The sequence below is a fragment of the Chryseobacterium phosphatilyticum genome, assembly GCF_002899825.2.
GTDB lineage: Bacteria > Bacteroidota > Bacteroidia > Flavobacteriales > Weeksellaceae > Chryseobacterium > Chryseobacterium phosphatilyticum.
The window spans coordinates 588,757-610,559 of the sequence record NZ_PPED02000001.1 but is presented as its reverse complement, the minus strand read 5'-3'; the positions used below and the strand labels follow the sequence as shown (position 1 = coordinate 610,559).

The window sequence follows — 21,803 nt, the reverse complement described above, 5'->3', positions numbered from 1 at the left end:
TTTGAATATGCAGATTTCGCCGCCTCAACATTTGGCACCATTTATCAGGCATTATATTTTCCTTGAAAATTTCCGGGAAGGTGTTAAAAATGTGCGGTTATTTACGGATGGAAGTACCGGACTTATTTTATCCGGTAATATCAATCTGTTGAGTCATATTTCAGAAGAAAGGATGCCTTTATCCTTTTTTTATGGGACTTTAGACCGCTATAAAGATTTCTCTTCGCAAGGGCAATTTTCTTTAATGGCTGTTGTATTTCAACCCTACTTTTTTAATATTCTTTTGAAAACTTCTGCAAAGGAAACCCGAAACCATATTATTTCGGTTGAAGATGTCATGAAAAATAAATGGCAACCTTTTCAGGAAATGCTTTTTAACAGAGAAGATCCTTTATCCATCATCAATAGTCTCAATCTTTTTTTTACTGAATTTTTAAAACAAGAAACCGGTTCGGACTACAACCTGATAAGGTCAGTTCAACAATATATTCTAAAGAACAGAGGTTTAGTATCATCTAAACAATTAGAGCAATTCACGGGATATTCAGAAAGACATCTGGAAAGGAAATTTGAAAATTATATGGGCATTTCTCCCAAAAAATATGGCAATATTACCCGCCTGCATTACTTTTTAAGTCTTATGAATAGAGGAGAAGGTAATTACAATATGGCAGGACTTTCCTATCATGCCGGTTATTCTGATCAATCGCATCTCATCCGGGATTTTAAAAATAGTGTAGGGCTCACTCCGGGACAGTATATAAATACGAAACATAAAATGGCCGTCAATTTTATTGAGTTGTAAATTAAAATGTCGGTTTTATACAATCTTTCAATGTTGCAACACAGTAGTTTTGTTGAAAAAAACAATGAATATTAAAATCTCAACTGCACAATTTGAAAACAAAAGTGGTGATAAAGAATATAATCTTTCTGTCATTGAAAAATTAGCCGGTCAGGCCGCTTCTCAAGGATCCCATGTGATCGCTTTTCATGAATGTTCGATTACAGGATATACTTTTGCCCGAAAACTTTCCAGAGAACAACTTCTTGATATTGCAGAGCTTATCCCGGATGGAAATAGTATTCAGCGACTCCAGCAAATTGCCACTCAACACGATATTGTTATATTGGCAGGACTTTTTGAAAAAGATGAAAATAACAATCTTTTCAAAGCATATGTATGTGTTGATAAGACAGGTTTAAAAGCCAGATACAGAAAGCTGCATCCATTTATTAACCCCAACCTTACCCCCGGAAATGAATACTGCGTATTTGAAATCCATGGATGGAAATGTGGTATTTTAATATGTTACGACAATAATATTGTTGAAAATGTAAGAGCTACAAAGCTGTTGGGAGCTGATATTATTTTTATGCCGCATGTTACCATGTGTACGCCGTCTACAAGGCCTGGAGCAGGATTTGTTGATCCTATGTTATGGAAAAACAGAGAGGCTGATCCCACTTCTTTGCGCTTAGAATTTAACGGCATGAAAGGTAGAGATTGGCTGATGAAATGGCTTCCCGCAAGAGCTTACGATAACGGGGCTTATATTGTTTTTTCAAATCCTATAGGGATGGATGACGATCAGTTGAAAAACGGATGCTCAATGATCATTGATCCTTTTGGGGATGTGATTGCAGAATGTCACTCATTCGATGATAGTTTTGAAACTGCTGTGATTATACCTGAAAAACTTAGTCAGGCGGGAGGATATAGATATATTAAGGCCAGAAGACCAGAGTTATATCGTGATATTATAGGACAAGAGCATTCTTCTGAGCAAAAAGTGGTTTGGCTGGATTAAAGCATGCTTATAGATCAAAGAATTGAGCATTTCTTCATTTTATTTCAGATTGATTTTACAGGTACCTATAGAAAAATATATCCTGAAATTTAAACCTAACAGGTTTCCAAAACCTGTTAGGTTTGGCTATATTTTTACCCTTCTAAGACAAACTCTTTGGCTGTTCAAAAAGTTTTAAATTTCATAAATATCAGCATCTGTAAAAGCAAAAAACTTTCCTTTTTTTGGAATATTTTTAGTGTCTAAACCCGTAAATTTACTGAAAGCAGGTAATAATAATTGATTTGAAGTTAAAGCAAAGCAGGGAAGTCTCATACTATTGATTGCAGAATTGATAACAATTCCCGGATGAATATGTCCGGTGATTTGAAAGCCTTCTTTGGAAGTGTCAAAATCATGAATGAAAGTAAACGCATCAATTTCAAGAAAACCTGCCTTACAATGTAAGCAAAGCTTTTTCTCCAGAGATCCTGAAATACGATCATGATTTCCCTCCACAAGACAAAACTTAATGTCAGGATATTGATTTCTCCAGGTGCAAAATTTATCTACATCTGAATTGTCTCCGGCATGAAGTAAATCTCCTACCACAATGAATTTTTCAGGCTGAAAATAGTCAATCAATGCAGACAGCCTTTCCAGATCACTTTTCATGATGTCATTGGCTAATGCTATCCCATTCTTGCGAAAGTGAGCGGTCTTCCCAATGTGAAGATCAGAAAGAATTAATGCTTTTTCCTTTCCCCAGAATACAGCCCGCTGATTGGTGAGAATAAAGATTTCGTTTTGAATGGAGATGTTTTTTGTGGCTATAAACACGACAGAGAATTATAAGTGATGAGTTTAAAGTTTAACAATATAAGGTAAATTATTTATTCCGGTATAAGGCTCTTGTTTTGATCTTTTCTTGTTCTCTTTCGATGAGAAGAGTAGCAATTACCTGACCAGAAGATTGATTTTTATTTTCCGCCAGGGCTTGACGAACTTTTTCCTCAGCAACATCAACTCTATATAAAATACCAAGAAGTTTATTAAAATCTGTTTGAATCACCTGTTCCAGATATTCAGCTAAAGCAAAAAATAGTTTTTCTTCTGTATCATTCTGTTTTACAGGAATATCAAGCTTATCAGCAAGAAGGAGTATAGGTTGGTTAGTTTCCATTTTCAAATCTGCTAAATTTTCCATCATAGCTATAGGTTAAAGGAATTCCTGTTGCAATTTCCCGTTCCAGTATTTCCTCAGGAGAGAGATTTTCGAGATACATAATCAAAGAACGAAGACTGTTTCCATGGGCTACTACCAATACATTTTCCCCTTTTTTCAGCAAAGGCAGGATGTGCATCTCAAAATACGGAATGACTCTGCTATAAGTAATTTTCAAACTTTCTCCCCCCGGAGGAACTATATCAAAAGATCTGCGCCAGGTACGAACCTGGTCATCACCATACTTAAGGGCTGTTTCGGCTTTATTCAGACCTTCCAGATTTCCGTAGGATCTCTCATTTAAAGCTTTATCCATAATGACCGGAATATCAGGCTTTCCCATAACGTCCAGAATAATAGTAAGTGTATGCTGAGCTCTGATCAGAGCAGACGTAAATGCTACATCAATCTTTTCATTCTTCAACGCCATTCCGGCTTTTTTAGCTTCTTCAATTCCTGCCTCGGTGATGTCGATATCCTGCCATCCTGTAAATCTATTTTCAAGATTCCATAGGGATTGTCCGTGACGGACAAGGAATAATTTACTCATATTCTATGTATTTGTGTTTCGCTTCCGCAGGAAATTCATTCATCAGGATGATCCAGTGAGCAGGATATGTCTTCATCATTTTGTTGCTCACTTTGCATGTTTTCTCCTGTGAATTTAATACCTTCTGCAGCAGCTTTAGTACGAAGATAGTACATTCCTGTCTTTAATCCACTTTTTCCATGCATGAAAATGAATGGAAGTAACTTGCCATAAGGAAGTTCAGGGAATGTTTGGGTAATTGTCATTGTTTTCTATTTTTTAATTTTAAAATTTTAATGGCTCTTCGCAGTTCATCAACTTTACTGAGTGCAAGAATCGCTGTATTAGTGTCTGTTTTCATCAGGTTTGCCTGACGTATATTTCGTTCTAAAAACTTTCTGTTTTTTTCCAATAATTCTATGACATACTCCATCGAAATAATTTTTAATTTAAATATTAGATAATCAAAAATAATAAGTTAGATTAATCTAACAAAATTATTTTGACATTTATTTTCCAATACATTTTACTATGGAGTTTAAAAAGAAGTTTTAGAAATCTGAAAACGAAAGTACCTTTAAGTACATTAAACTATAGTAAATGAGCGTATTGTGTTATAATTTTAACAAGATTTAATCCCAAAAGATAAATGAATTTTTACCTTTTCATTTGTTTTAACATTCTTTGTATCCGGGCATCGAGATTTTCACTGGACAATGTTTGTCTTAAGCTATCTACTTTTATAGGAAAACTTAATGGAGTAAAATTCTGCGAATGTTTTAAAATAATATTGGATTTTTCAATTCTTTTAAAGGCTTCTACAAGTCGTTGTTCCTGAAGTTGAATATTGAAAACTTCAGTGTAGGCCTGCTTAATCAGAAAATGATTAGGGTCATGATCTTCCAATACTTTAAAAATAAGCCCGGCAGAACTTTGTAAGGATTTATTGGAGCGTTGCTGCCCGGCATAATTTTGAATGACCATTCCGGAAATTACAGCGATATCCCGAAATTTTCTTCTTGCCATCTCTGCTGAATTGATGCTGGCAATGACATCGTTCATCAGATTTTCTCTTGTTAAAACCTGATGCAGATTATCTTCGGTAAGAGGGATTTCTTTATCACTGAAGAGTTCAAATCCATAATCATTCATGGCCATAGAAAAAGAAATGGGAGCGAACTTTGAAATACGGTACGCAATCAGGGCTGCCATGACTTCGTGGACCAGACGCCCCTCAAACGGATACATAAACAGATGATAGCCTTCACGGTTTTTGATCATTTCCACAAGAAACTCATTTTCTTTCGGGATATGAGAACTCTTTTCCTGGTTAATCAGTAAAGAATGCAGAAATTTTAACTCTTTCTCTGAAGCTTTTGGATTTAAAGCATGGGATAGTTTTTCTCTTAAAAAGTGTCCCAGATTGGAGCTTAAAGGCAGTCTTCCACCGAGATAACTGGGCACCTGAGCTTTTCCTTTCGCAGATCTCACATAGACTGTCATATCTTTGATCATAGCAACTTCCAGTGTGCGCCCGGCTAGAATAAATTTTTCCTCTTTTTTTAGCCTCGAAATGAAATATTCTTCAATCATTCCAATATAACCGCCGGAAATAAATTTTACTTTCAGCATTGCATCACTTACAATAACTCCCATGTTCATTCTGTGAAGCATTGCTATTTTCCGGGAAGTTACTTTGTACAAACCGTCTTCCATAATAACGATTTTATGGAATTCTTCATAGCTTTTTAAAACACTGCCACCAATGGTAAGAAATTCAAGGATACTTTTCCATTCTTCATCCAGAATTTCCTGAAAAGCGTATACTTTTTTGATCCTTTCATAAGTTTCTTCGGGATAAAAGCCATCACCTACGGCAAGTGTCATCAGAAACTGCACCAGTACATCAAAACATAAAACCTGAGGTTCTCTTGGTTCTACAACTTTTTGTTTTACAGCTTCTTTTAATGCTGAAACTTCAATGAGTTCTAAAGAATGGGTCGGAACACAATATATTTTAGAGGTTTCAAAAGGGGAGTGGCCACTCCGTCCGGCGCGTTGCAAAAATCGGGCAACACCTTTTGCAGAACCGACCTGAATTACCGTATCAACGGGTTTAAAATCGATTCCTAAATCTAATGAGGATGTTGAAACCACGGCTTTTAATTTTCCGGAACTCAGATTTTCTTCAATCCAGATTCTCAAGTGAGCATCGATAGAACTGTGATGAATGGCTATCTGGCCGGCAAAATCAGGGTACGCACTGAGTAACAGTTGGTACCACATTTCACTTTGGCTTCGGGTGTTGGTAAAAACAATTGTTGATTTTGAAGCAAGAATAATAGGAACGACTTTATCTGCCAGTTTATTACCCAGATGTCCGGCCCAGGGTAAAATTTCAATTTCATCAGGAAATACAGGTAGAATGTCTATTTTTTTATGTTCTCTGGCTGTAATTTTTACTTTTTTAATATCATACGGAATGAGAACCTCCAGAGCTTCATCCAGATTTCCGATGGTGGCAGTAATGCCCCATATTTTCATTTTTGGAACATATTTTCTTAATTGGGAAATTCCCAGTTCAACCATCACACCACGCTTTGAGCCTAATAATTCATGCCATTCATCTACAACGATACATTTCATATCGCGGAAAAAGCTTTCATGATTTTTTTGAGCCAAAAGCAAATGAAGACTTTCCGGAGTAACGACTAATATTTCGGGCATTTTCTTTACCTGCTGCTGCCTTACTTTAGGATCTGTGTCTCCGTTTCTCACGCCAACCACCCAATCCAGGCCTATTTCATCTATTGCTTCCTGCATTGCTTTGGCAATATCTTTTGACAAGGATCGTAAGGGAGTGATCCATAGCATTTTTAGTCCATTTTTGTAGCGTTCAGGATGATTCAAAAAATCTGAGATTAAAGCAAGAAAAACGGAAAATGTCTTCCCGAAGCCTGTGGGAGCGACAACCATTCCGCTATATCCATTTTCAAATTTTCTCCATGTATCCATCTGAAACCTAAAAGGTGACATCCCTTTATCCTTCATCCATTGCTGAATGATGGTAAAACCATCCGTATGTTCAAAAGAAGCCAAATTATTGTATTAATTTTTTAATTTCTTCAAGAGTATCGATTTCGTCAACTGTTTTATCTTTCCTCCATCTTACAATTCTCGGAAACCGCAATGCAACACCGCTTTTATGCCGGTTGCTGAAACCAATTCCTTCAAAAGCGATTTCAAAAACAAGTTCTGCTTTTACCGTCCTTACGGGGCCAAACTTTTCAATGGCATTTTTAGTCACAAAACGACTTACTTCCATGATTTCTTTATCCGTTAGTCCTGAATAGGCTTTGGCAATGGTTACAAGATTGTCACCGTTTTTTACAGCAAAAGTGTAATCTGTGTAATAGGCACTTCGTCTGCCACTTCCTTTTTGGGCATAAATCAAAACCGCATCTATGGTAAACGGATTTATTTTCCATTTCCACCAGTCACCCTTTTTTCTCCCGGCGTGGTAAGGAGAGTTTTTCTTTTTCAACATCAATCCTTCACTATTTACTGATCTTGAATGTTCTCTGACCCTATTCAGTTCTTCCCATTTTTCAAAATCTATGACGGTAGAAAGTTTAATGTTTTCAGGGGTTTCATTTAATAGTAATTCTTCCAGCATAGCTCTTCTTCCTGAGATGGGTTTATCCCTCAAATCATTATTTTCAAGCTCCAGAAGATCATAAGTGAATACCTGTATGGGAATATCTGAAAGCATTTTCCGGGTTAAAGTTTTTCTGTTGAGTCTTTTTTGTAATTCGTTAAAATTTAATACTTTATCGTCTTTTACCGCAAGTATTTCTCCATCTAAAACGAAATTACCTTTCATTGCTTTCACAGTATCAACAATTTCAGGAAACTGATCTGTTACGAGTTCTTCTCCTCGCGACCAAATGAAGACTTCATCATTCCTTCGGATGATCTGACCACGAATGCCATCCCATTTATATTCTGCCATCCATTCTTCAGGTATTCCCAGTTCCTCCGGTTCTTTTTCTAATGGATAAGCCAGACAGAAAGGATAGGGTTTTGAGTTATCAGGATTGACATTCTCTGCTGCGATCAACTCCTGAAAAGAAGTGTGATCCGGCATCCATTTTCCCATCAGGCTATGCATCAAAGCACTGGATTCCTGTCCTGAAAATTTTGTCAGGGCATTAATCAGCGTTTTGTCAGATACTCCAATCCGGAAACTTCCTCCTATTAATTTATTGAAGATCAATCGTTCAGTGTAATCAAGCCCATTCCATGAATGGAGTACAAATTCCTTTTTCTCTGAATCTGTTTTACTTTTTAATCCGGCAATATCATTCATCCATTCAGATAAAGTACGATCAATTTTTTCTTGTGGTGGCGGGAGAATCAGTGAGAGCGTTTCTCCAAGGTCACCTACGGAAGAATAACTTTCCTGAAATAACCAAAACGGAAGCTTTGTGATTTCCAGAGCCCACTCCTTCATGGAGTTGGTATTGACATTTCTTTTAGGTCTTTTCCCGGTAAATAAAGCGATGAACCATACTTTATCTTCATCGGAAGCGCGTTCCAGATAGTCGATAATCGCTTCTATTTTTGCATTGGTCTTATTGGTAGTTTCCAAAGCATTGATTAAATCAGCAAAATGTCTCATGGCTCAGGCGTTTCAATGGTTTCTTTTTCAGGTTGTTCTTCGTCATCGCCAAAAAGAGTTTCTACCACATCTGACTGAATTCCTATTTCATTCAGATATTTGGAAAAAACTTCAGTTTGACCATGGGTAACATGAACAATCTCAGCTTCTGTAGCTTTTATGGCTTGTAATAGCCCTTTCCAGTCTGCATGGTCGCTCATCGCAAATCCTGCATCTGCACTTCGCCATCTCCGGGCACCGCGAACCTGCATCCACCCTGAGCATATTGCTGTTGCAGGATCGGGGATCTTTTTGATAATGTTGCTATCCAATAAAGCCGGGGGAACAATGACTATTTTATGTTCCATTTCTTTCAGACGTTCCCTGAAATCTGCAATCGTGTATTCGGGAAGATCAATTCCTACTGCTTCAAAAGCTTCATTGAGCTTTCCGATAGAATAGTGTACATAGAGCTCTCCTAATCCTTCTACAGCTTTCATAATCCGTTGGGCTTTCCCCAAAGAATATCCTATAAATACTGAAGTCTTATTGTTTTCTTTATTCTTTAATACCCAGTTTTGAAGTTTTTTGTTTAAATCGGGAACATCCAGCCAATTGTAAATGGGGAGCCCAAAAGTACTTTCCGTAACAAATTCATTACATTTTACCAGTTCGAAAGGAGTACTGAGACCATCATCCTGAACCTTGTAATCCCCGGAGATCACCGTTATAAATCCTTTATATTCTAAACGTATTTGTGCTGAACCAATGATATGACCGGCAGGATGCAACGAAAGTTGTACACCGTTGATATTGATTTTTTCTCCATACGTCAGACTTTGGCATTCAATATCCAATCCGATTCTTTGATGGAGAATAGGTTTTGTAAAATGATGACAAAGATATTTTTTCATTCCCCAACGGGCATGATCTGCGTGCCCATGGGTAATGACCGCCATATCCACCGGTCTCCAGGGATCAATATAAAATTTCCCCTGTGGGCAGTAAATTCCTTTTTTAGTAAATGTGATTAGTTTCAATGGTGTGATTGGTTTATGGAATATGCTTCAAAAACTTAACCAAATTACGATAAAGTATTTATTTTATTTTATCTGAGAACGAGAATTTAGAGTTATGTGGTATGGTTTGGGGATGTCATAAATTTTTCCGGGAAAACGAGCTTACAATCTGAATTTTTATTAAAATCATTTCCAATCGACATTAGGGTAGAGATAAGTGATAAAGTTTGTAAAATAGTTGTCATTTAATTTTCTGATATTTGTTATATGAAAAACACATCTGAAATCATATTTGATAAACTGGTCTATTCCTGTGCTTTTGAATCTTATAAAGGGCATGAAGAATTTATTCCAGATCATTTTCTTGGATTTCAGTTTTCCGGGGAAACTCATGCTTTTCATGAGCAGGGTAAAACGGTGATTAAGGAAAATACTGTAGTTCTGGTCAGAAAAAACCAACTGATCAGAACCATAAAGTATCCTGCAAAGGACAAAAAATATGAGTTTCTTTCTATTACATTAGATGATGAAACGCTCAGACACTATTCAGCAGAAAATAAGATGATAATGGACGCACCATTTCCGGATGATCAACGATTATTTTTTGAGAAAGATGATTTTTTTAAAACGTATTTTATCTCCCTCATGCCCTATGTTTATAAAACGGAAGATATTCCTCCAAGATTAGCTGCTTTAAAGGTAAAAGAAGCAATAGAACTTCTTCTTCAAAGTAATTCTGATTTCAAAAATCTGTTATTCGATTTCTCCGAATCTCATAAGGTCGATTTAAAGGAGTTTATGAATAAGAATTTTATGTTTAATGTATCAATACAAGCTTTTGCAAGGCTTACAGGTCGTAGTTTATCAGGCTTTAAAAGGGATTTTAATAAAATTTTCAATATGAGCCCAAAACAATGGTTGAAAGAAAGAAGGCTGCAAGAAGCCTATTATTTAATCAAAAATAAGGATCAAAAACCCTCAGATATCTATCTTAATCTTGGTTTTGAAAATTTGTCCCATTTTTATTATTCATTCAAACAGAAGTATGGAATTACGACTTCACAAGTATAATAATATTGGCTGTAGAAAACAAAATACAGTGAATTGCTACGAATGAACGAATAAAATAATTCGTACGTCATAGCAATTCATTTTCCTGTAGATGAATTTTCTACTAATGCCAGTGAGAGCTAAAACTCTTTAACCTTCCTGCATAAAGTGTATAAACAACTTTCTTCTTTACATATTTTCGATAATTAAGGAATTATATTTTCCGACCTCAGCCTTTCAAATACCTCTATAAAGGAGTCTTCTGTACTTTTGAATGATGAGAATCCTAATTTTCTGCTTCCGGACATATCGCACATGACTTCAAGAGGTCTTCCCAGATCGAGATCGGTGTGCCATGCTGAAGATAACCGATCAAGCTTGTGTTCTTTCAGATTGTATTTTTTAGTGAGTGCTTTCCAGATCTCCTGATCATTTTTGATTTCCTTTTCAAGAGGTCTTATCACTCCGTTAAAACCTTCTGCTTCTATTTCAAACCAATCTGCGAGTCTTTTCCATAGCCATTTCCATCGGAAAACATCTCCGTTAGTAATGTTAAAAGCTTGATTTTTTGCTGCTTCTGTATCTGAAGCCCACACGAGTTGCTCTGCCAGGATTTTAGCATCCGTTATATCCGAAATACCGTACCATTGTGCTTCAGATCCGGGCCATACGAATTTTCTTCCTGTTTCTTTACAAATACTGGCATATACCGCTAAAGTTGCAGCAATATTCATCAGGTTTCCTACAGCATAGCCTACCACAGTATGAGGCCTGTGAATACTCCATGTAAATCCGTCTCTTTCTGAAGCTGCATATACTTCATCTTCCTGGGCATAATAAAAATTGGGAAGAGGAAGCCTTGGATGCTCTTCTCTGACAGGAGTTTCGGGTAATATTCCCTGTTTTGCATAGGCTTCAAAAGGTCCTAAATAATGTTTTAGCCCTGTTACTAATGCAACATGTGTAACTGATTTTTTAGGAGATAAAACATTTAACAGATTACGTACAAGAGTGCTGTTTATGCGAATGTTTTCTTCCTCAGTGTCATTTCGCATCCAGGTGGTAAAATAAACATGAGTAGGAGAGATCTCATTCAATGCTGTGGTCAGACTTTGTTCATCCAACAGGTCTGCTTTCACGGTATGAAGGCCTGAGATTGAATGATTAGGATTTCTGGAGAGTCCATAAGTTGTCCAGCCTTGTCTGATCAGTTCTTCAGCAAGATTACTTCCCGTAATTCCGGTAGCTCCTACTACCAATGCAATTTTTTTTGTATTTTCCATAAGTATTGTAAAATTCTTTCACAAAATTATGGAGTATGACAGGTCCTAGCTCTTGATCTCTATCATGCATTTTGATTGATCTGGATCAAGTATTATGAAGAGAAATCTTCTTACGGATCCTGCTGATCGTTTCGGGAGCCAGTCCAAGATAAGATGCAATAAGATTATGGGGAATCCTTTTGATCATCTCAGGGTTTTTCTGTGCCAACTGTAAATATTTTTCTTCTGCCGTGTAGCTGTTGGATACAATAAGTCTGTGATCTTTTGTGACCAGACTATTTTGATACAAAATCCGGAAATAGCGATCCATTACCGGAACCTGCAACATCATTTTTTCATAATCCTCCAAAGTGATCATCAATATTTCTGTTTCTTCCACAGCATCTATATTCAAAACGGATTTTTCCTGATGAACAAAACTATTGAAATCAGAGATCCACCAACCTTCGAAGGCAAACATATTAATATGCTCATTTCCTTTTTCATCCAGAAAATAAGACTTTAATAATCCTTTGCTTACAAAAGACAGACATTTGCACAGGTCACCTTCCTGTAACAGGTATTGCTTTTTGCGAAGTTTTTTGGGGGTGAAAAAAGCCTGAACCTGAATCTTTTGATCATCGGTTATCTCTACTTTATCCTGAATATGGGCAAGCAATACATCAAACATGCAACAAAAATTTTGTCAAAATTAAAATATTCACTTTTAAGGAAGGCTTTACTTTTTAAAAAAGTATATTATTTTTATTTAAAACATTTAGAATACTTCAGGCATTGGTTTCATTTTTTTATTGTTTGTTTTCAAATATGTAAAGAATATAATGATAAAATCAAATAGCAAATCCAGTTAGGGCAGAGATTCATTATAATCTTTTTACAGTAATTAATAAAAATATAGAGGTGTAGAAAACTTCTTCCAACTTGAACTAGGGATCAGACCTAGAAAAATTATAATTTTGAAAAAAAATATTTGAAATAATTGATTGCTTTTTACATTACTTAGTAGATTTTTTAGTAAGCTTTGTTAATTATGGCTTATCCCAATCTATTAGGAAACTATTTATTAGATTTTCAATAGAATCAAATATTTGACGTCTTGCATTATTAAATATATTAATAACATCTATATGATACTTAGAATCAGGTGTATAATTAATAAGTGAACATCTAGATGCTAGTGAAAATTGGGCAGAAGGAAGAAGAGATCTTGAAATTTTTTCAAGAGATTTTTTCATTAAGTCTTTGCTTACATTTTCATTTATCATCATAATTAATATATCAAGCTCTTCAGTCATATAATCATAAAATTCTTTTCTAGCTTGATTAAATATTGTTTCATCTAATCTGTACATTTTAATAGTAACTACAGCTCTTGTATAATCGAATGCATCATTATTCCATGAATGAGGTAAACCATCAATATCACTTTGATTTAGTTGTTGTTTAGCCGTCTTTGGTAATATACAGCCATCTGGTGTAACGATTAATAAGGAAGAATCGTGTCTATTAACGGGATCTAAAAATAAAGGAAACTCTTTTTCTATCCAAGGCTTTTCATTATTAATAAGCCTTCTGGTTCCCTTAAAAACAGGGAAGTAAATATGTTTTGCGCCACCTCTGTTTGTAAAACCTGTCACTATTCTGTAATTTCTATAATCAAATTCAAGCCAGTCATACTTATGTCCTTGAGCTTCGTCTTGAAGTAGAGGAAAGCCCAGAATTTTTTCAATAATCTTTACATCTTTTTCCTTTAATGGATTTGCCTTATTTTTTGGTCTGAAATGTTCCACATCAAGCACATAATTGTCCCCCTGATGAAGTTCACTATACCAACACTTTGTCAATGCATGACTCTTTGTTACTTTACAATTATCGGCTAAATATTTTTTTAAACTTCTCCAGTTACCTTCTGCTTTAGTGCCGTTTGATCGCCAAGATTCAAGATCATGATGTAAATTTTTATCTACTCTAGGATATGGAATAAAATTCATGATATTATAATTTTTCGTTCTTAAACAAGTTATCAATAATATCACCTACCGTTTTATTCAAATCTTTTATTTCACGTTCTTCAAGAACATTTAATGATCTTGCCTTTAACTTTTCTTTAACTATTTCTACAATTGTATTATCCTTTATTAGTTCATGTTCTGGATCTAATCTATATTCCGCTAATAAACCTGAAAGCTTTTTAAATTCTTTAATTTCATAAACATTTAGCTCTTCATTTTCTTTTTTCTTATATAACTCTTTGTATTGTTCGCTCCATTTTAGATATTCTTCATCTAAAGTTGTTGGTAATCCAAATACCTTTGTAATTATTTGATCAGCGCCTAAACCTATAATATCTTCATCAGGATTATATACAAGTCGGTTTCCATTATTATCCATGGATAAAATATGTACTTGTTCTTTTTTAAGACCATTTAATGTAAGAGGTGAGTGGGTACTTATAATAAATTGAATATTTGGAAATGTCTTTCCTAATCTTATTAATGATGAATTTTGAAGAGAGGGATGTAAATGTATTCCAAATTCATCAATAAGCACAATACCATTAATTTTTTTTAGTATGTCTACTCCAGAATTTTTATTAAGTATAAAAGCTCGTGTTGCTAATTCACCTGCTAAAAGAATTAAATATCTATACCCATCGCTAAGCATTTCAAACAATCTTATCTCACCATTTTTAAATTTGATAATGGGCTGCTTTGCATCAATTGACCACTCAATCATCTCTACATCAGGGAGTATAGAAATTACTGCTTCTTGAAAAATATATAATGCATTTGAAGGAATATTACCATAAGCTTCTGAAACTATTTTTTTATAATTGGATTCTATAACTATACTGTCAATTCTCGCTAGCCATTTAAATAAATACTTTTGGATTGATTTATCATTAAAGCAATCTTTATAGGCTTCTATACTTTTCCCATTAATTGTCCAGCTGAAAGTGTCTGATGACTGAACATGAATATATTCAGTACCAATAAAACTAAATAAGGGAAGAATAGCAGAACCTGTTTGTGCTAACTCATATATATTCTTACTTTGTTTTCTTGGATCTAAACCATTAATAATATCAATTTTCGTCCGTTCTCCACTTGGTTTAGTTTTATATTTTTTCCAATTACTCTCTACATAATTCCCATAATTATCCTGAACTAAAGCAATAGTTTCTATTGATACGTCAGCAGAGATATCTGCAATAGGATTAATTCCAATTATTCTATGATCTTTAGCTGATATTTGCTTTTCAGTTTGTAACCCAGAAGTATATGTGTTTGCAATTAGTTTTAATGCATGCATTAAAGCTGATTTACCCACCATGTTTTCTGCTATGATTGTATGTATATTATATTTTTCCGAAAAGCTAATTTCAAAATTGTTAAAACATCTAAAATTAGTAAGTTTTAAATTCTTTACTTTCATATAGTAATTCTATATTTCTTCAAAGATAATAACTTAATAACAGATTATAAAGTAAATGGTAAGACTTATTTTTTAAAAAAATCTTGAGATTATTCTTTTGTCTTCCACTTCTTAAATCATGAATATTGGTTCCATACTTTTAGTAATTGATCTAGTTCTTCATCAAACGTTTGATATATAAATTTCGTACACTGTATAAATAGTTAAAATAGTTCCACAAAGAATCAATAGATTGTTTCACATTATTTCTTTAAGTTTCCAGTTTTGTTCTTAAAGTATTAAATAAAAAAAGCAGGAATAACGAACCGTGAATTGGACTAATCATTTTTACAAAAACGGGATTGTTAAATCCATATTTTAAAGGAGTTGCTATAAATACTAAAGTGAGTAAAGAAACTCCTTCAAGAATCACAACGACTCTTAATCTTCCGATTTTTTCATAAAAAAGTTGAACTACAAAAGAATAACTTTTTGTATGTTGAAAACAATTCAGAGAAAATCTGAATAAAGTGTTGTAAAATTTTTACTTTTCAAAATCATAGAAATTAATACCGATATCTTCATTCTTTGTTTTTACCATCCTTGTATCCAGCGGATAGAAAATAAATTCACCAGCACCACTGATTTTTGCTTCCAGAAGATGGCCTGCCAGAGCGGTGTAATCTTCTCTTCCAAGGGTAATATGTAAGTGAAGTGTTTGCTTACCTGCAATTTCAGAGACATTTCCGGAGATATTACTAATTTCCATCTGTTCATTGAAGGTCTTGTCTACATAATTTTTTTTTATAGGATTAAAGAACCGAAGTGTAGCTTCACTTACTGCTCCTATCCCTGTAACTTCTCCGGCATAGATACGCTGATTCTGGATAAAATCTGTTAAAGCTTCAACAACATTTGAATGATTGTTAATGCTTACAATATAAACAGAATTGACTTTTCTTGCTAACCAATTATTTCCTTTAAGGTTTTGTATTTCCATAATAATGATTTGATTTACATTTTATTTCGGGAAATGTCAGTGAATAAAAATGAATGGAATGTTGAGATCATGCGAAGATTACATCTCCAGTTGTATAATTTTATGAGCCATTTTTTGATGGGTACTTTCCGGAACTAAGCCCATGAGGAAATTGCGAAGCGCATTTCCTCTTTCCCACTGGGAAATTTTTCCAATAGTACGGCTGGTGCTTACAATATAATCGACTTTTTTTCTTCGTATATTTTGAAATTCCTCAAATACAAGATTGAAATCATTATTTTTTTCAAGCAGCCTGCCAATAATGTAAGCATCTTCAATAGCCTGACAGGCACCTTGCCCCATATTGGGTGTTGTGGCGTGAGCAGCATCTCCAATCAGACATAGGTTATCAGCATACCATTTCGGAATAGGAGAGAGGTCAGAAATATTGTTACAGATAATGTTTTCATTAGCTGTAGACTTAATGATTTCTAAAACCAGGTCATCAAAATCGTTGAAAATATCGGCAATCATAGCATAACGGCTGAAACTTTTCTCGTTGATACATGCATACCAGTATACTTTTTTGTCCGAAATCCTGACAAAACCAAAACGTTTGCCTTTTCCCCACATTTCAAAAGCCTCGTGATGGTATTTTTCCGGCAGATCAAAGTCAACTAATCCACGCCAGCATTTTTGTTTTGCATTTCTGATGGTGCCGGTTTTCAGAATCTGATTTCTGACCCTTGACTTTATCCCATCTGCTCCGAATACAATTTTACTTTCTATTGGTATCCTGTTTTCAAAATCTAAAATATAATGTTCTTTTCTTTCAATTTTCTGTAAGGAATGGTTGAGTAAAATATTCTCTGGGCCCAGGTTCTCCGCAAGAATTTTTTGAAGTTCTGCCCGGTGAATGGCTACATTACAAGACTTGTATTGTGCTTCGAGATCCAGAATTTCTGTTTTCGAAATGGTACGTAATGATTCGTTGGCTATGGTAATTCTGTGAATCTTATTTCCTGCATTTTCAATTTTCTCTTTTAAGCCTAAGCGGTCAAAAACCTGCATGGCATTAACGGCCATCATAATTCCTGCTCCTACAGGTTTTATTTCGGGAGCAGATTCGTAAATGGTAAAATCATACTGGTGTTGCTTCAGAACATTAGCAAGAGTTAATCCACCAATTCCGGCTCCGATTATTGAAATGGCATTCATCCGTAAAATATTAAAGGTGCATTTCTATAATGTTAACATATAGCTTTCAGATACTTTCTGAAAACCATATTTTTCAAAAAAATGATGTGCCCCATGATTGTTGACTCCACTTTCCAGCATAATAAAACTAATGTTCCAGTTTTTAGATTCCTGAATGACCTCCTCCAACAATTTACTTCCAAGAGATTGCCCTCTTAAAGATTGATTCAAAAGCATATCTTCTAAAACGGCATATTTTTTAAAAGGACTGTTGATGATATTGAAAACAAGCATTCCTGCTATTTCTCCGTTTTCGTTTTCTGCAATGAGAATATTCAATTTTGAAGTTCCGTCATAGTCATAATCGTTCATCAGCTGTGCTGTAAATACAGCTTTCAGATCCGGATTCCAGTGTTGGGAATCTATCGCTCTGCCGTACATGATTTCACTGTGAGAAATATAAGAGTCTGTCTTGTGGGTGATAAAAAAATCTACGAGTTCTTCCACACGTGTCTTATCAGTAAGCCATTTCGTAGTATAATTCATGAGAGGTATTATTTTATATTTTTTAGTTCTTCCAGAAGTTTATTTTGTCTGTTGATAAAGCTATCCAGACTATCTGTTTTTAAAGGATGGGCATTTTGATACTTTTCAATTTCAGGAAGTGTTTTTCTGATTTTGAAAGCGACATACAAATTAGTAAGAGTTTCGTTGTTTTTGGTGATCACGGCGATACGATCTGTGATATTCTTCATTTTAAGATCATACTGATCAGAGCTGGCCTGAATTTCTTTTTCAATTTGTTGCTTTATCAGAGTATCTTTAATGTTTTTTGCCTGATAACCTGCATCCTGGTAAAATGATGCAGAGGTATTCAAAATGCTTTTATATTGGGCTAAAGCTTTTCCGGTTTCCTCAAAGGTTCTCACTATTTTAGCATTAAGCTCCATCAATTTTTTATCATTTTTAATCAATTCAAAATAGATGTTGTCTACTGTTGTATCATTTTTACGGTAGCTTTTAAATGATTCCGAAACCGAAGATTCTGCATTATCAACAGCATTATCAGCTAAGGTGTTCTCAGGTTTATTTTCTTTGCAGGAAAGTAAAGATAAGGCCAGGGCAGAAGCGAAGAGTATTTTTTTCATAGATAGCTTTTGTTAGTTGGTGTATTTTATAAAAATCATTCCGCATCAATGACTAAAATTAAGCATTTAAATTCTTTTCAGCTTTGATGTGGGATATGATTTTAATTAGTTAGATATACTTCGGGTATTGTTACAAAAAAAACGGAGCCTGAAAACAGACTCCGCCTATACAATTTTGTTTCGCTAAAATTATTTACCTAAATAAGATTTCAAAATCTTACTTCTGGTATTGTGTTTCAATCTCTTGATCGCTTTTTCTTTGATCTGACGCACTCTCTCTCTTGTAAGATCGAAAGTTTCACCAATTTCTTCTAAAGTCATTGGGTGTTTCCCGTTCAGTCCGAAGTATAATCTTACCAAATCAGCCTCTCTTGGAGTTAAAGTATTTAATGCTCTTTCAATCTCAATTTGTAGAGATTCAAGCATCAGATCTTTATCAGGACTTGGTGATTCTCCTGAACGCAATACATCATAAAGGTTAGAATCTTCACCTTCTACTAATGGTGCATCCATAGACAAATGTCTTCCGGAGTTTTTCATAGATTCTTTAATATCCTCCTCGCTCATGTCAAGAACTTCAGCCAACTCTTCCGGAGAAGGTGGTCTTTCATTTTCCTGTTCAAGGTGAGCGTATGCTTTATTGATTTTATTGATGGAACCAATTTTGTTCAGCGGAAGTCTTACAATTCTTGATTGTTCAGCTAGTGCCTGTAAAATTGATTGACGGATCCACCATACTGCGTAAGAGATAAATTTGAAACCTCTAGTTTCATCATACCTTTTTGCCGCTTTCATCAAACCTAAGTTACCTTCATTAATCAAATCGGGTAAAGAAAGGCCTTGATTCTGGTATTGTTTAGATACGGAAACTACGAAACGAAGGTTGGCTTTGATTAATTTCTCCAATGCGGCTCTGTCGCCAGCACGTATTCTTTGTGCCAATTCTACTTCCTCGTCCGCAGTAATAAGTTCTACTTTACCAATTTCCTGCAAATACTTGTCTAATGAAGCAGTTTCCCTATTGGTAACCTGCTTAGTGATCTTTAATTGTCTCATTTATTTTTATCCTCAAAAAAGAGTTACTATCTATTATACGTATGGGAACATAAAAAGGTTACACAAGTTTTATTTTTTTATTAAATAATAGGGTGAGATGAACAGAAGGCATTAAGATAATGAGAAAATTTAGAAATAAATCTCCCAGTTGTAAGCAAAAAAACGAGACCGAAGTCCCGTTTTATATTTTTGGTAAAAATAACTTTTACTTAAAAAAGTTCGTTTAAAACTTTTGCCAGTCTTAGTCCTCCATACAGAAGCTGTCTTTCAAGAGTTTCATTGAACTTGTATTGATAGTCATATGATAGTTTTGAACCATCGGGAGTCTGTGCATAGATCTTGTTGGCAATTTTGTGAGAATCATACAACCAGTCTTCCAATGTTCCGGACTGAATCTGCTTTACTTCTTCTTTAGATTTAATGTCCAAAAGTTTTGAATATTCAGTATAGCTGTATTTCTGAGAATCTACCAGTTTTCCGTCCCAAACAGAGTGAAGGTTGGTTTTATCTCCGAAATAAGTAACATTGATTTTATTCCCTCCTAAATCATCAGCTCTTCCTACGTGTAAAGGCTGTGCAAGATCTCCCATAATATGAATAAGGAATATCAAAGCAATTTTTCTGTCTTTTTCAGAGGTATTTTTGTCCTTGATCTGGCTTGATAATGTGTTTACCTGTGTATAAAGGCTTGGTCCTGCCTGCATTTTCAGGTTTTGTCCGAAATTTTTAAAATCAGTCTGTGGATCAATGTTTACATAATGCCATGAAGAGGCCTGTTTCCAAACTCCTGTTGTATCAGATTTGATAAAATCCGGCCAGTTTGCCCAGTAGGCCAGGCGTTCTTTTCCCATGATTTTTCTTATTTCTCTTCTTGCCTTTCCGGAAAGGTGGTTTTCAGCGATTTCTGCAATAACTCTGTGTCCCGTTAATCCCCACGCATAAGAATAAAGTGAAGAGGCGATAAATGCTAAAATCAGAATTTTAGAATAAATACTTTTCATTTTTAAATAACAATTTTCAGTCTGCAAAGATACGGCCCGCTTTCGGAATGAGCATTACGCATTCCGGATTTATTCTTATAATATTATGTTAATAAAATTTAATCTTCAGGGATTAATAAAATTGTATTACGTTTGTGCATTGTAATAGATAAGTTTGGGATATCAAAGGGGATAATTGGAAATACCGCAGAGAAGATATGATTTTAAACAAAAAGTTATCTCAACTTCAAATCTTCCATTTCAAATAAGGGTGAGAGAAATTTAAATGCTTGATTCTGAAGTTTAAACTTTAAATTTTAAACTTTGAATTCATTGCTTTTTCCCCGTATTTTTACGGAATTTGCCGAATATTTTTCTTACCAATATCAATAAATTAGTATTTTTAGAATAAAATTATTGAGAAAATACTTTTTCATACTTATGAGATATATTATCTTTACAAGTCATAATCACAGGAAACACTATGCATGAGAATAATATTGTAGACATGAATTACAATAAGCTGCAGACAGACTTTAAGGCTGAGGCTGTAGCAGTTAACCTTTTGAAATACCATCGGGCGGTAAGTAATATTTTTATTGAACGGGTCGGTGTAAATGATCGTGCCTATCTGAAAGATATTAAAAGTATTTCCAGCAGCTATTTAGGTTTTGACGAGGAAGTATTCACGATAGAAAGTTACAGAGAGGGCATTTATGATTATCTTCCTGAAGGGCTTTTTCATCCGCCATCCCTTGGGGCGTCCAGAAAAAATGTAGATACTGTTGTAAGAGAAATCCGGAAACAAAAAAGAGTAGAAGAGGATGCAAGGAAATTCTTCCGTCCTTTTGAGTTGGAAGTTTTTTTTACAGAGATCAGTTCTTTACTGAAAGAGTCGGAATTTGATATTACGAGTAATACGGATGCTTTATTGGAAACAGTAAGTGAGTTATGGCCTATGATCAAAATGCTCGATAGGCAAAATGCCTATATCTTTATGCATATTTTACCATTTTTCCACCAGATCAGAGGAAGTAAAAAATGGTTTGAAAGATGCATGACAGCTTTCCTGCAGGTACCTGTTGAAGTCACCTTCTCTCCTAATGTCATTGATGGGATAGAGAAAAATGATGATTCTATGCTTCTGGGAAATTCACGATTAGGGGTTACTTATATTCCGAGTGGAAGACATATGGATGGGCAGCGAAATTGGGTGATCAATATTGGGCCTATTCCCTATGAGGATATGCAGAAATATATTCCTGCGAGCCCATTCAGAAAGGTCCTTCAGGCATTGTATGACTATTTTCTTCCGGTAACTGTTGATGTAGAAGAGAATTTCGTTACAGAAAAGATGGAATATTCTTTCAGTCTTGAGGATGATGAAAGAAATGCCAGTCGCCTTGGATACTCTACATTCCTCTAAATTATTTTATTATATTTACAACTACCAACCAAGTATAAATTCGAAAA

Annotated in this window: 23 protein-coding genes; 4 read left to right on the top strand and 19 right to left on the bottom strand. The window is 34.8% G+C overall.

Features of this window, described 5'->3' with window-relative positions; translation table 11 throughout:
* Window positions 1-7 precede the first annotated feature (7 nt).
* Window positions 8-805, top strand: coding sequence for a helix-turn-helix domain-containing protein (locus C1631_RS02775; protein WP_109710302.1), 798 nt, complete (start codon window positions 8-10; stop codon window positions 803-805).
* Window positions 806-869: 64 nt separating this feature from the next.
* Window positions 870-1,811, top strand: a complete 942-nt coding sequence (locus tag C1631_RS02770; RefSeq protein WP_109710299.1) for a nitrilase family protein — start codon at window positions 870-872, stop codon at window positions 1,809-1,811.
* 174 nt (window positions 1,812-1,985) lie between these two features.
* Here C1631_RS02770 and pdeM read toward each other — a convergent pair whose 3' ends face one another.
* The 8 genes from pdeM to C1631_RS02740 all read right to left on the bottom strand — a co-directional run bounded on the left by pdeM (window position 1,986) and on the right by C1631_RS02740 (window position 9,244).
* Window positions 1,986-2,630, bottom strand: a complete 645-nt coding sequence (pdeM, locus tag C1631_RS02765) for a ligase-associated DNA damage response endonuclease PdeM (RefSeq protein WP_109710297.1) — start codon at window positions 2,628-2,630, stop codon at window positions 1,986-1,988.
* Between the two features lie 49 nt (window positions 2,631-2,679).
* Window positions 2,680-3,000 carry a hypothetical protein gene (locus C1631_RS02760; RefSeq protein WP_123966576.1) on the bottom strand — a complete coding sequence of 107 codons (321 nt, stop codon included), beginning with the start codon at window positions 2,998-3,000 and terminating at the stop codon, window positions 2,680-2,682.
* Window positions 2,963-3,565, bottom strand: a complete 603-nt coding sequence (locus tag C1631_RS02755) for a 2,3-bisphosphoglycerate-dependent phosphoglycerate mutase (protein WP_103249166.1) — start codon at window positions 3,563-3,565, stop codon at window positions 2,963-2,965. Before C1631_RS02755 ends, C1631_RS02760 begins: the two co-directional genes overlap by 38 nt.
* A gap of 35 nt (window positions 3,566-3,600) precedes the next feature.
* Window positions 3,601-3,810: a hypothetical protein gene (locus C1631_RS23940; RefSeq protein ID WP_165828209.1), complete on the bottom strand. Its 210-nt coding sequence runs from the start codon at window positions 3,808-3,810 to the stop codon at window positions 3,601-3,603.
* Entirely contained in the window at window positions 3,807-3,977 is a 171-nt protein-coding gene (locus tag C1631_RS23935; RefSeq protein ID WP_165828225.1) for a hypothetical protein, read from the bottom strand. Before C1631_RS23935 ends, C1631_RS23940 begins: the two co-directional genes overlap by 4 nt.
* A 224-nt stretch (window positions 3,978-4,201) precedes the next feature.
* Window positions 4,202-6,643, bottom strand: a complete 2,442-nt coding sequence (locus tag C1631_RS02750; protein WP_109710296.1) for a ligase-associated DNA damage response DEXH box helicase — start codon at window positions 6,641-6,643, stop codon at window positions 4,202-4,204.
* Window position 6,644: 1 nt separating this feature from the next.
* The gene (locus C1631_RS02745; RefSeq protein ID WP_109710294.1) at window positions 6,645-8,225 is read right to left on the bottom strand and encodes an ATP-dependent DNA ligase; all 1,581 of its coding nucleotides are present in this window, start codon (window positions 8,223-8,225) and stop codon (window positions 6,645-6,647) included.
* Window positions 8,222-9,244: a ligase-associated DNA damage response exonuclease gene (locus C1631_RS02740; RefSeq protein ID WP_109710292.1), complete on the bottom strand. Its 1,023-nt coding sequence runs from the start codon at window positions 9,242-9,244 to the stop codon at window positions 8,222-8,224. The genes C1631_RS02745 and C1631_RS02740 overlap by 4 nt, the downstream gene beginning before the upstream one ends.
* A 246-nt stretch (window positions 9,245-9,490) precedes the next feature.
* Here C1631_RS02740 and C1631_RS02735 point away from each other — a divergent pair, with 246 nt between their 5' ends.
* Window positions 9,491-10,294 (top strand): helix-turn-helix domain-containing protein, encoded by an 804-nt coding sequence (locus C1631_RS02735; protein WP_109710290.1) that lies wholly within the window; start codon window positions 9,491-9,493, stop codon window positions 10,292-10,294.
* 185 nt (window positions 10,295-10,479) lie between these two features.
* On the opposite strand, the gene C1631_RS02730 is transcribed toward C1631_RS02735, so the two are convergent.
* From C1631_RS02730 to C1631_RS02680, 11 genes are all read right to left on the bottom strand, one after another.
* Window positions 10,480-11,556, bottom strand: a complete 1,077-nt coding sequence (locus tag C1631_RS02730; RefSeq protein WP_103249114.1) for an SDR family oxidoreductase — start codon at window positions 11,554-11,556, stop codon at window positions 10,480-10,482.
* 85 nt (window positions 11,557-11,641) lie between these two features.
* Window positions 11,642-12,226 carry a Crp/Fnr family transcriptional regulator gene (locus C1631_RS02725; RefSeq protein WP_109710288.1) on the bottom strand — a complete coding sequence of 195 codons (585 nt, stop codon included), beginning with the start codon at window positions 12,224-12,226 and terminating at the stop codon, window positions 11,642-11,644.
* 358 nt (window positions 12,227-12,584) lie between these two features.
* Window positions 12,585-13,547, bottom strand: coding sequence for a hypothetical protein (locus C1631_RS02720; protein WP_123966574.1), 963 nt, complete (start codon window positions 13,545-13,547; stop codon window positions 12,585-12,587).
* Window positions 13,548-13,551: 4 nt separating this feature from the next.
* On the bottom strand, window positions 13,552-14,991 hold the full coding sequence (locus tag C1631_RS02715) for an AAA family ATPase (RefSeq protein WP_109710286.1): 1,440 nt from the start codon (window positions 14,989-14,991) through the stop codon (window positions 13,552-13,554).
* A gap of 250 nt (window positions 14,992-15,241) precedes the next feature.
* The gene (locus C1631_RS02710; protein ID WP_262510195.1) at window positions 15,242-15,403 is read right to left on the bottom strand and encodes a DUF3817 domain-containing protein; all 162 of its coding nucleotides are present in this window, start codon (window positions 15,401-15,403) and stop codon (window positions 15,242-15,244) included.
* A 111-nt stretch (window positions 15,404-15,514) separates the two neighbouring features.
* Window positions 15,515-15,970 (bottom strand): PPC domain-containing DNA-binding protein, encoded by a 456-nt coding sequence (locus C1631_RS02705; protein WP_103249607.1) that lies wholly within the window; start codon window positions 15,968-15,970, stop codon window positions 15,515-15,517.
* A gap of 78 nt (window positions 15,971-16,048) precedes the next feature.
* Window positions 16,049-17,167, bottom strand: a complete 1,119-nt coding sequence (locus C1631_RS02700; RefSeq protein WP_109710284.1) for an FAD-dependent monooxygenase — start codon at window positions 17,165-17,167, stop codon at window positions 16,049-16,051.
* Between the two features lie 24 nt (window positions 17,168-17,191).
* Entirely contained in the window at window positions 17,192-17,692 is a 501-nt protein-coding gene (locus C1631_RS02695; protein ID WP_109710282.1) for a GNAT family N-acetyltransferase, read from the bottom strand.
* Window positions 17,693-17,700: 8 nt separating this feature from the next.
* A complete protein-coding gene (locus C1631_RS02690) occupies window positions 17,701-18,294 on the bottom strand; it encodes a hypothetical protein (protein ID WP_109710280.1) in 594 nt (197 codons plus the stop codon).
* A 189-nt stretch (window positions 18,295-18,483) separates the two neighbouring features.
* Window positions 18,484-19,350, bottom strand: a complete 867-nt coding sequence (locus tag C1631_RS02685) for a sigma-70 family RNA polymerase sigma factor (protein ID WP_002979276.1) — start codon at window positions 19,348-19,350, stop codon at window positions 18,484-18,486.
* Between the two features lie 209 nt (window positions 19,351-19,559).
* Entirely contained in the window at window positions 19,560-20,351 is a 792-nt protein-coding gene (locus tag C1631_RS02680) for a S1/P1 nuclease (protein WP_109710278.1), read from the bottom strand.
* Between the two features lie 487 nt (window positions 20,352-20,838).
* Between C1631_RS02680 and C1631_RS02675 the strand changes: the two genes are divergently transcribed.
* Window positions 20,839-21,756 carry a type VI secretion system baseplate subunit TssG gene (locus C1631_RS02675; protein ID WP_228440977.1) on the top strand — a complete coding sequence of 306 codons (918 nt, stop codon included), beginning with the start codon at window positions 20,839-20,841 and terminating at the stop codon, window positions 21,754-21,756.
* Window positions 21,757-21,803: the final 47 nt, after the last annotated feature.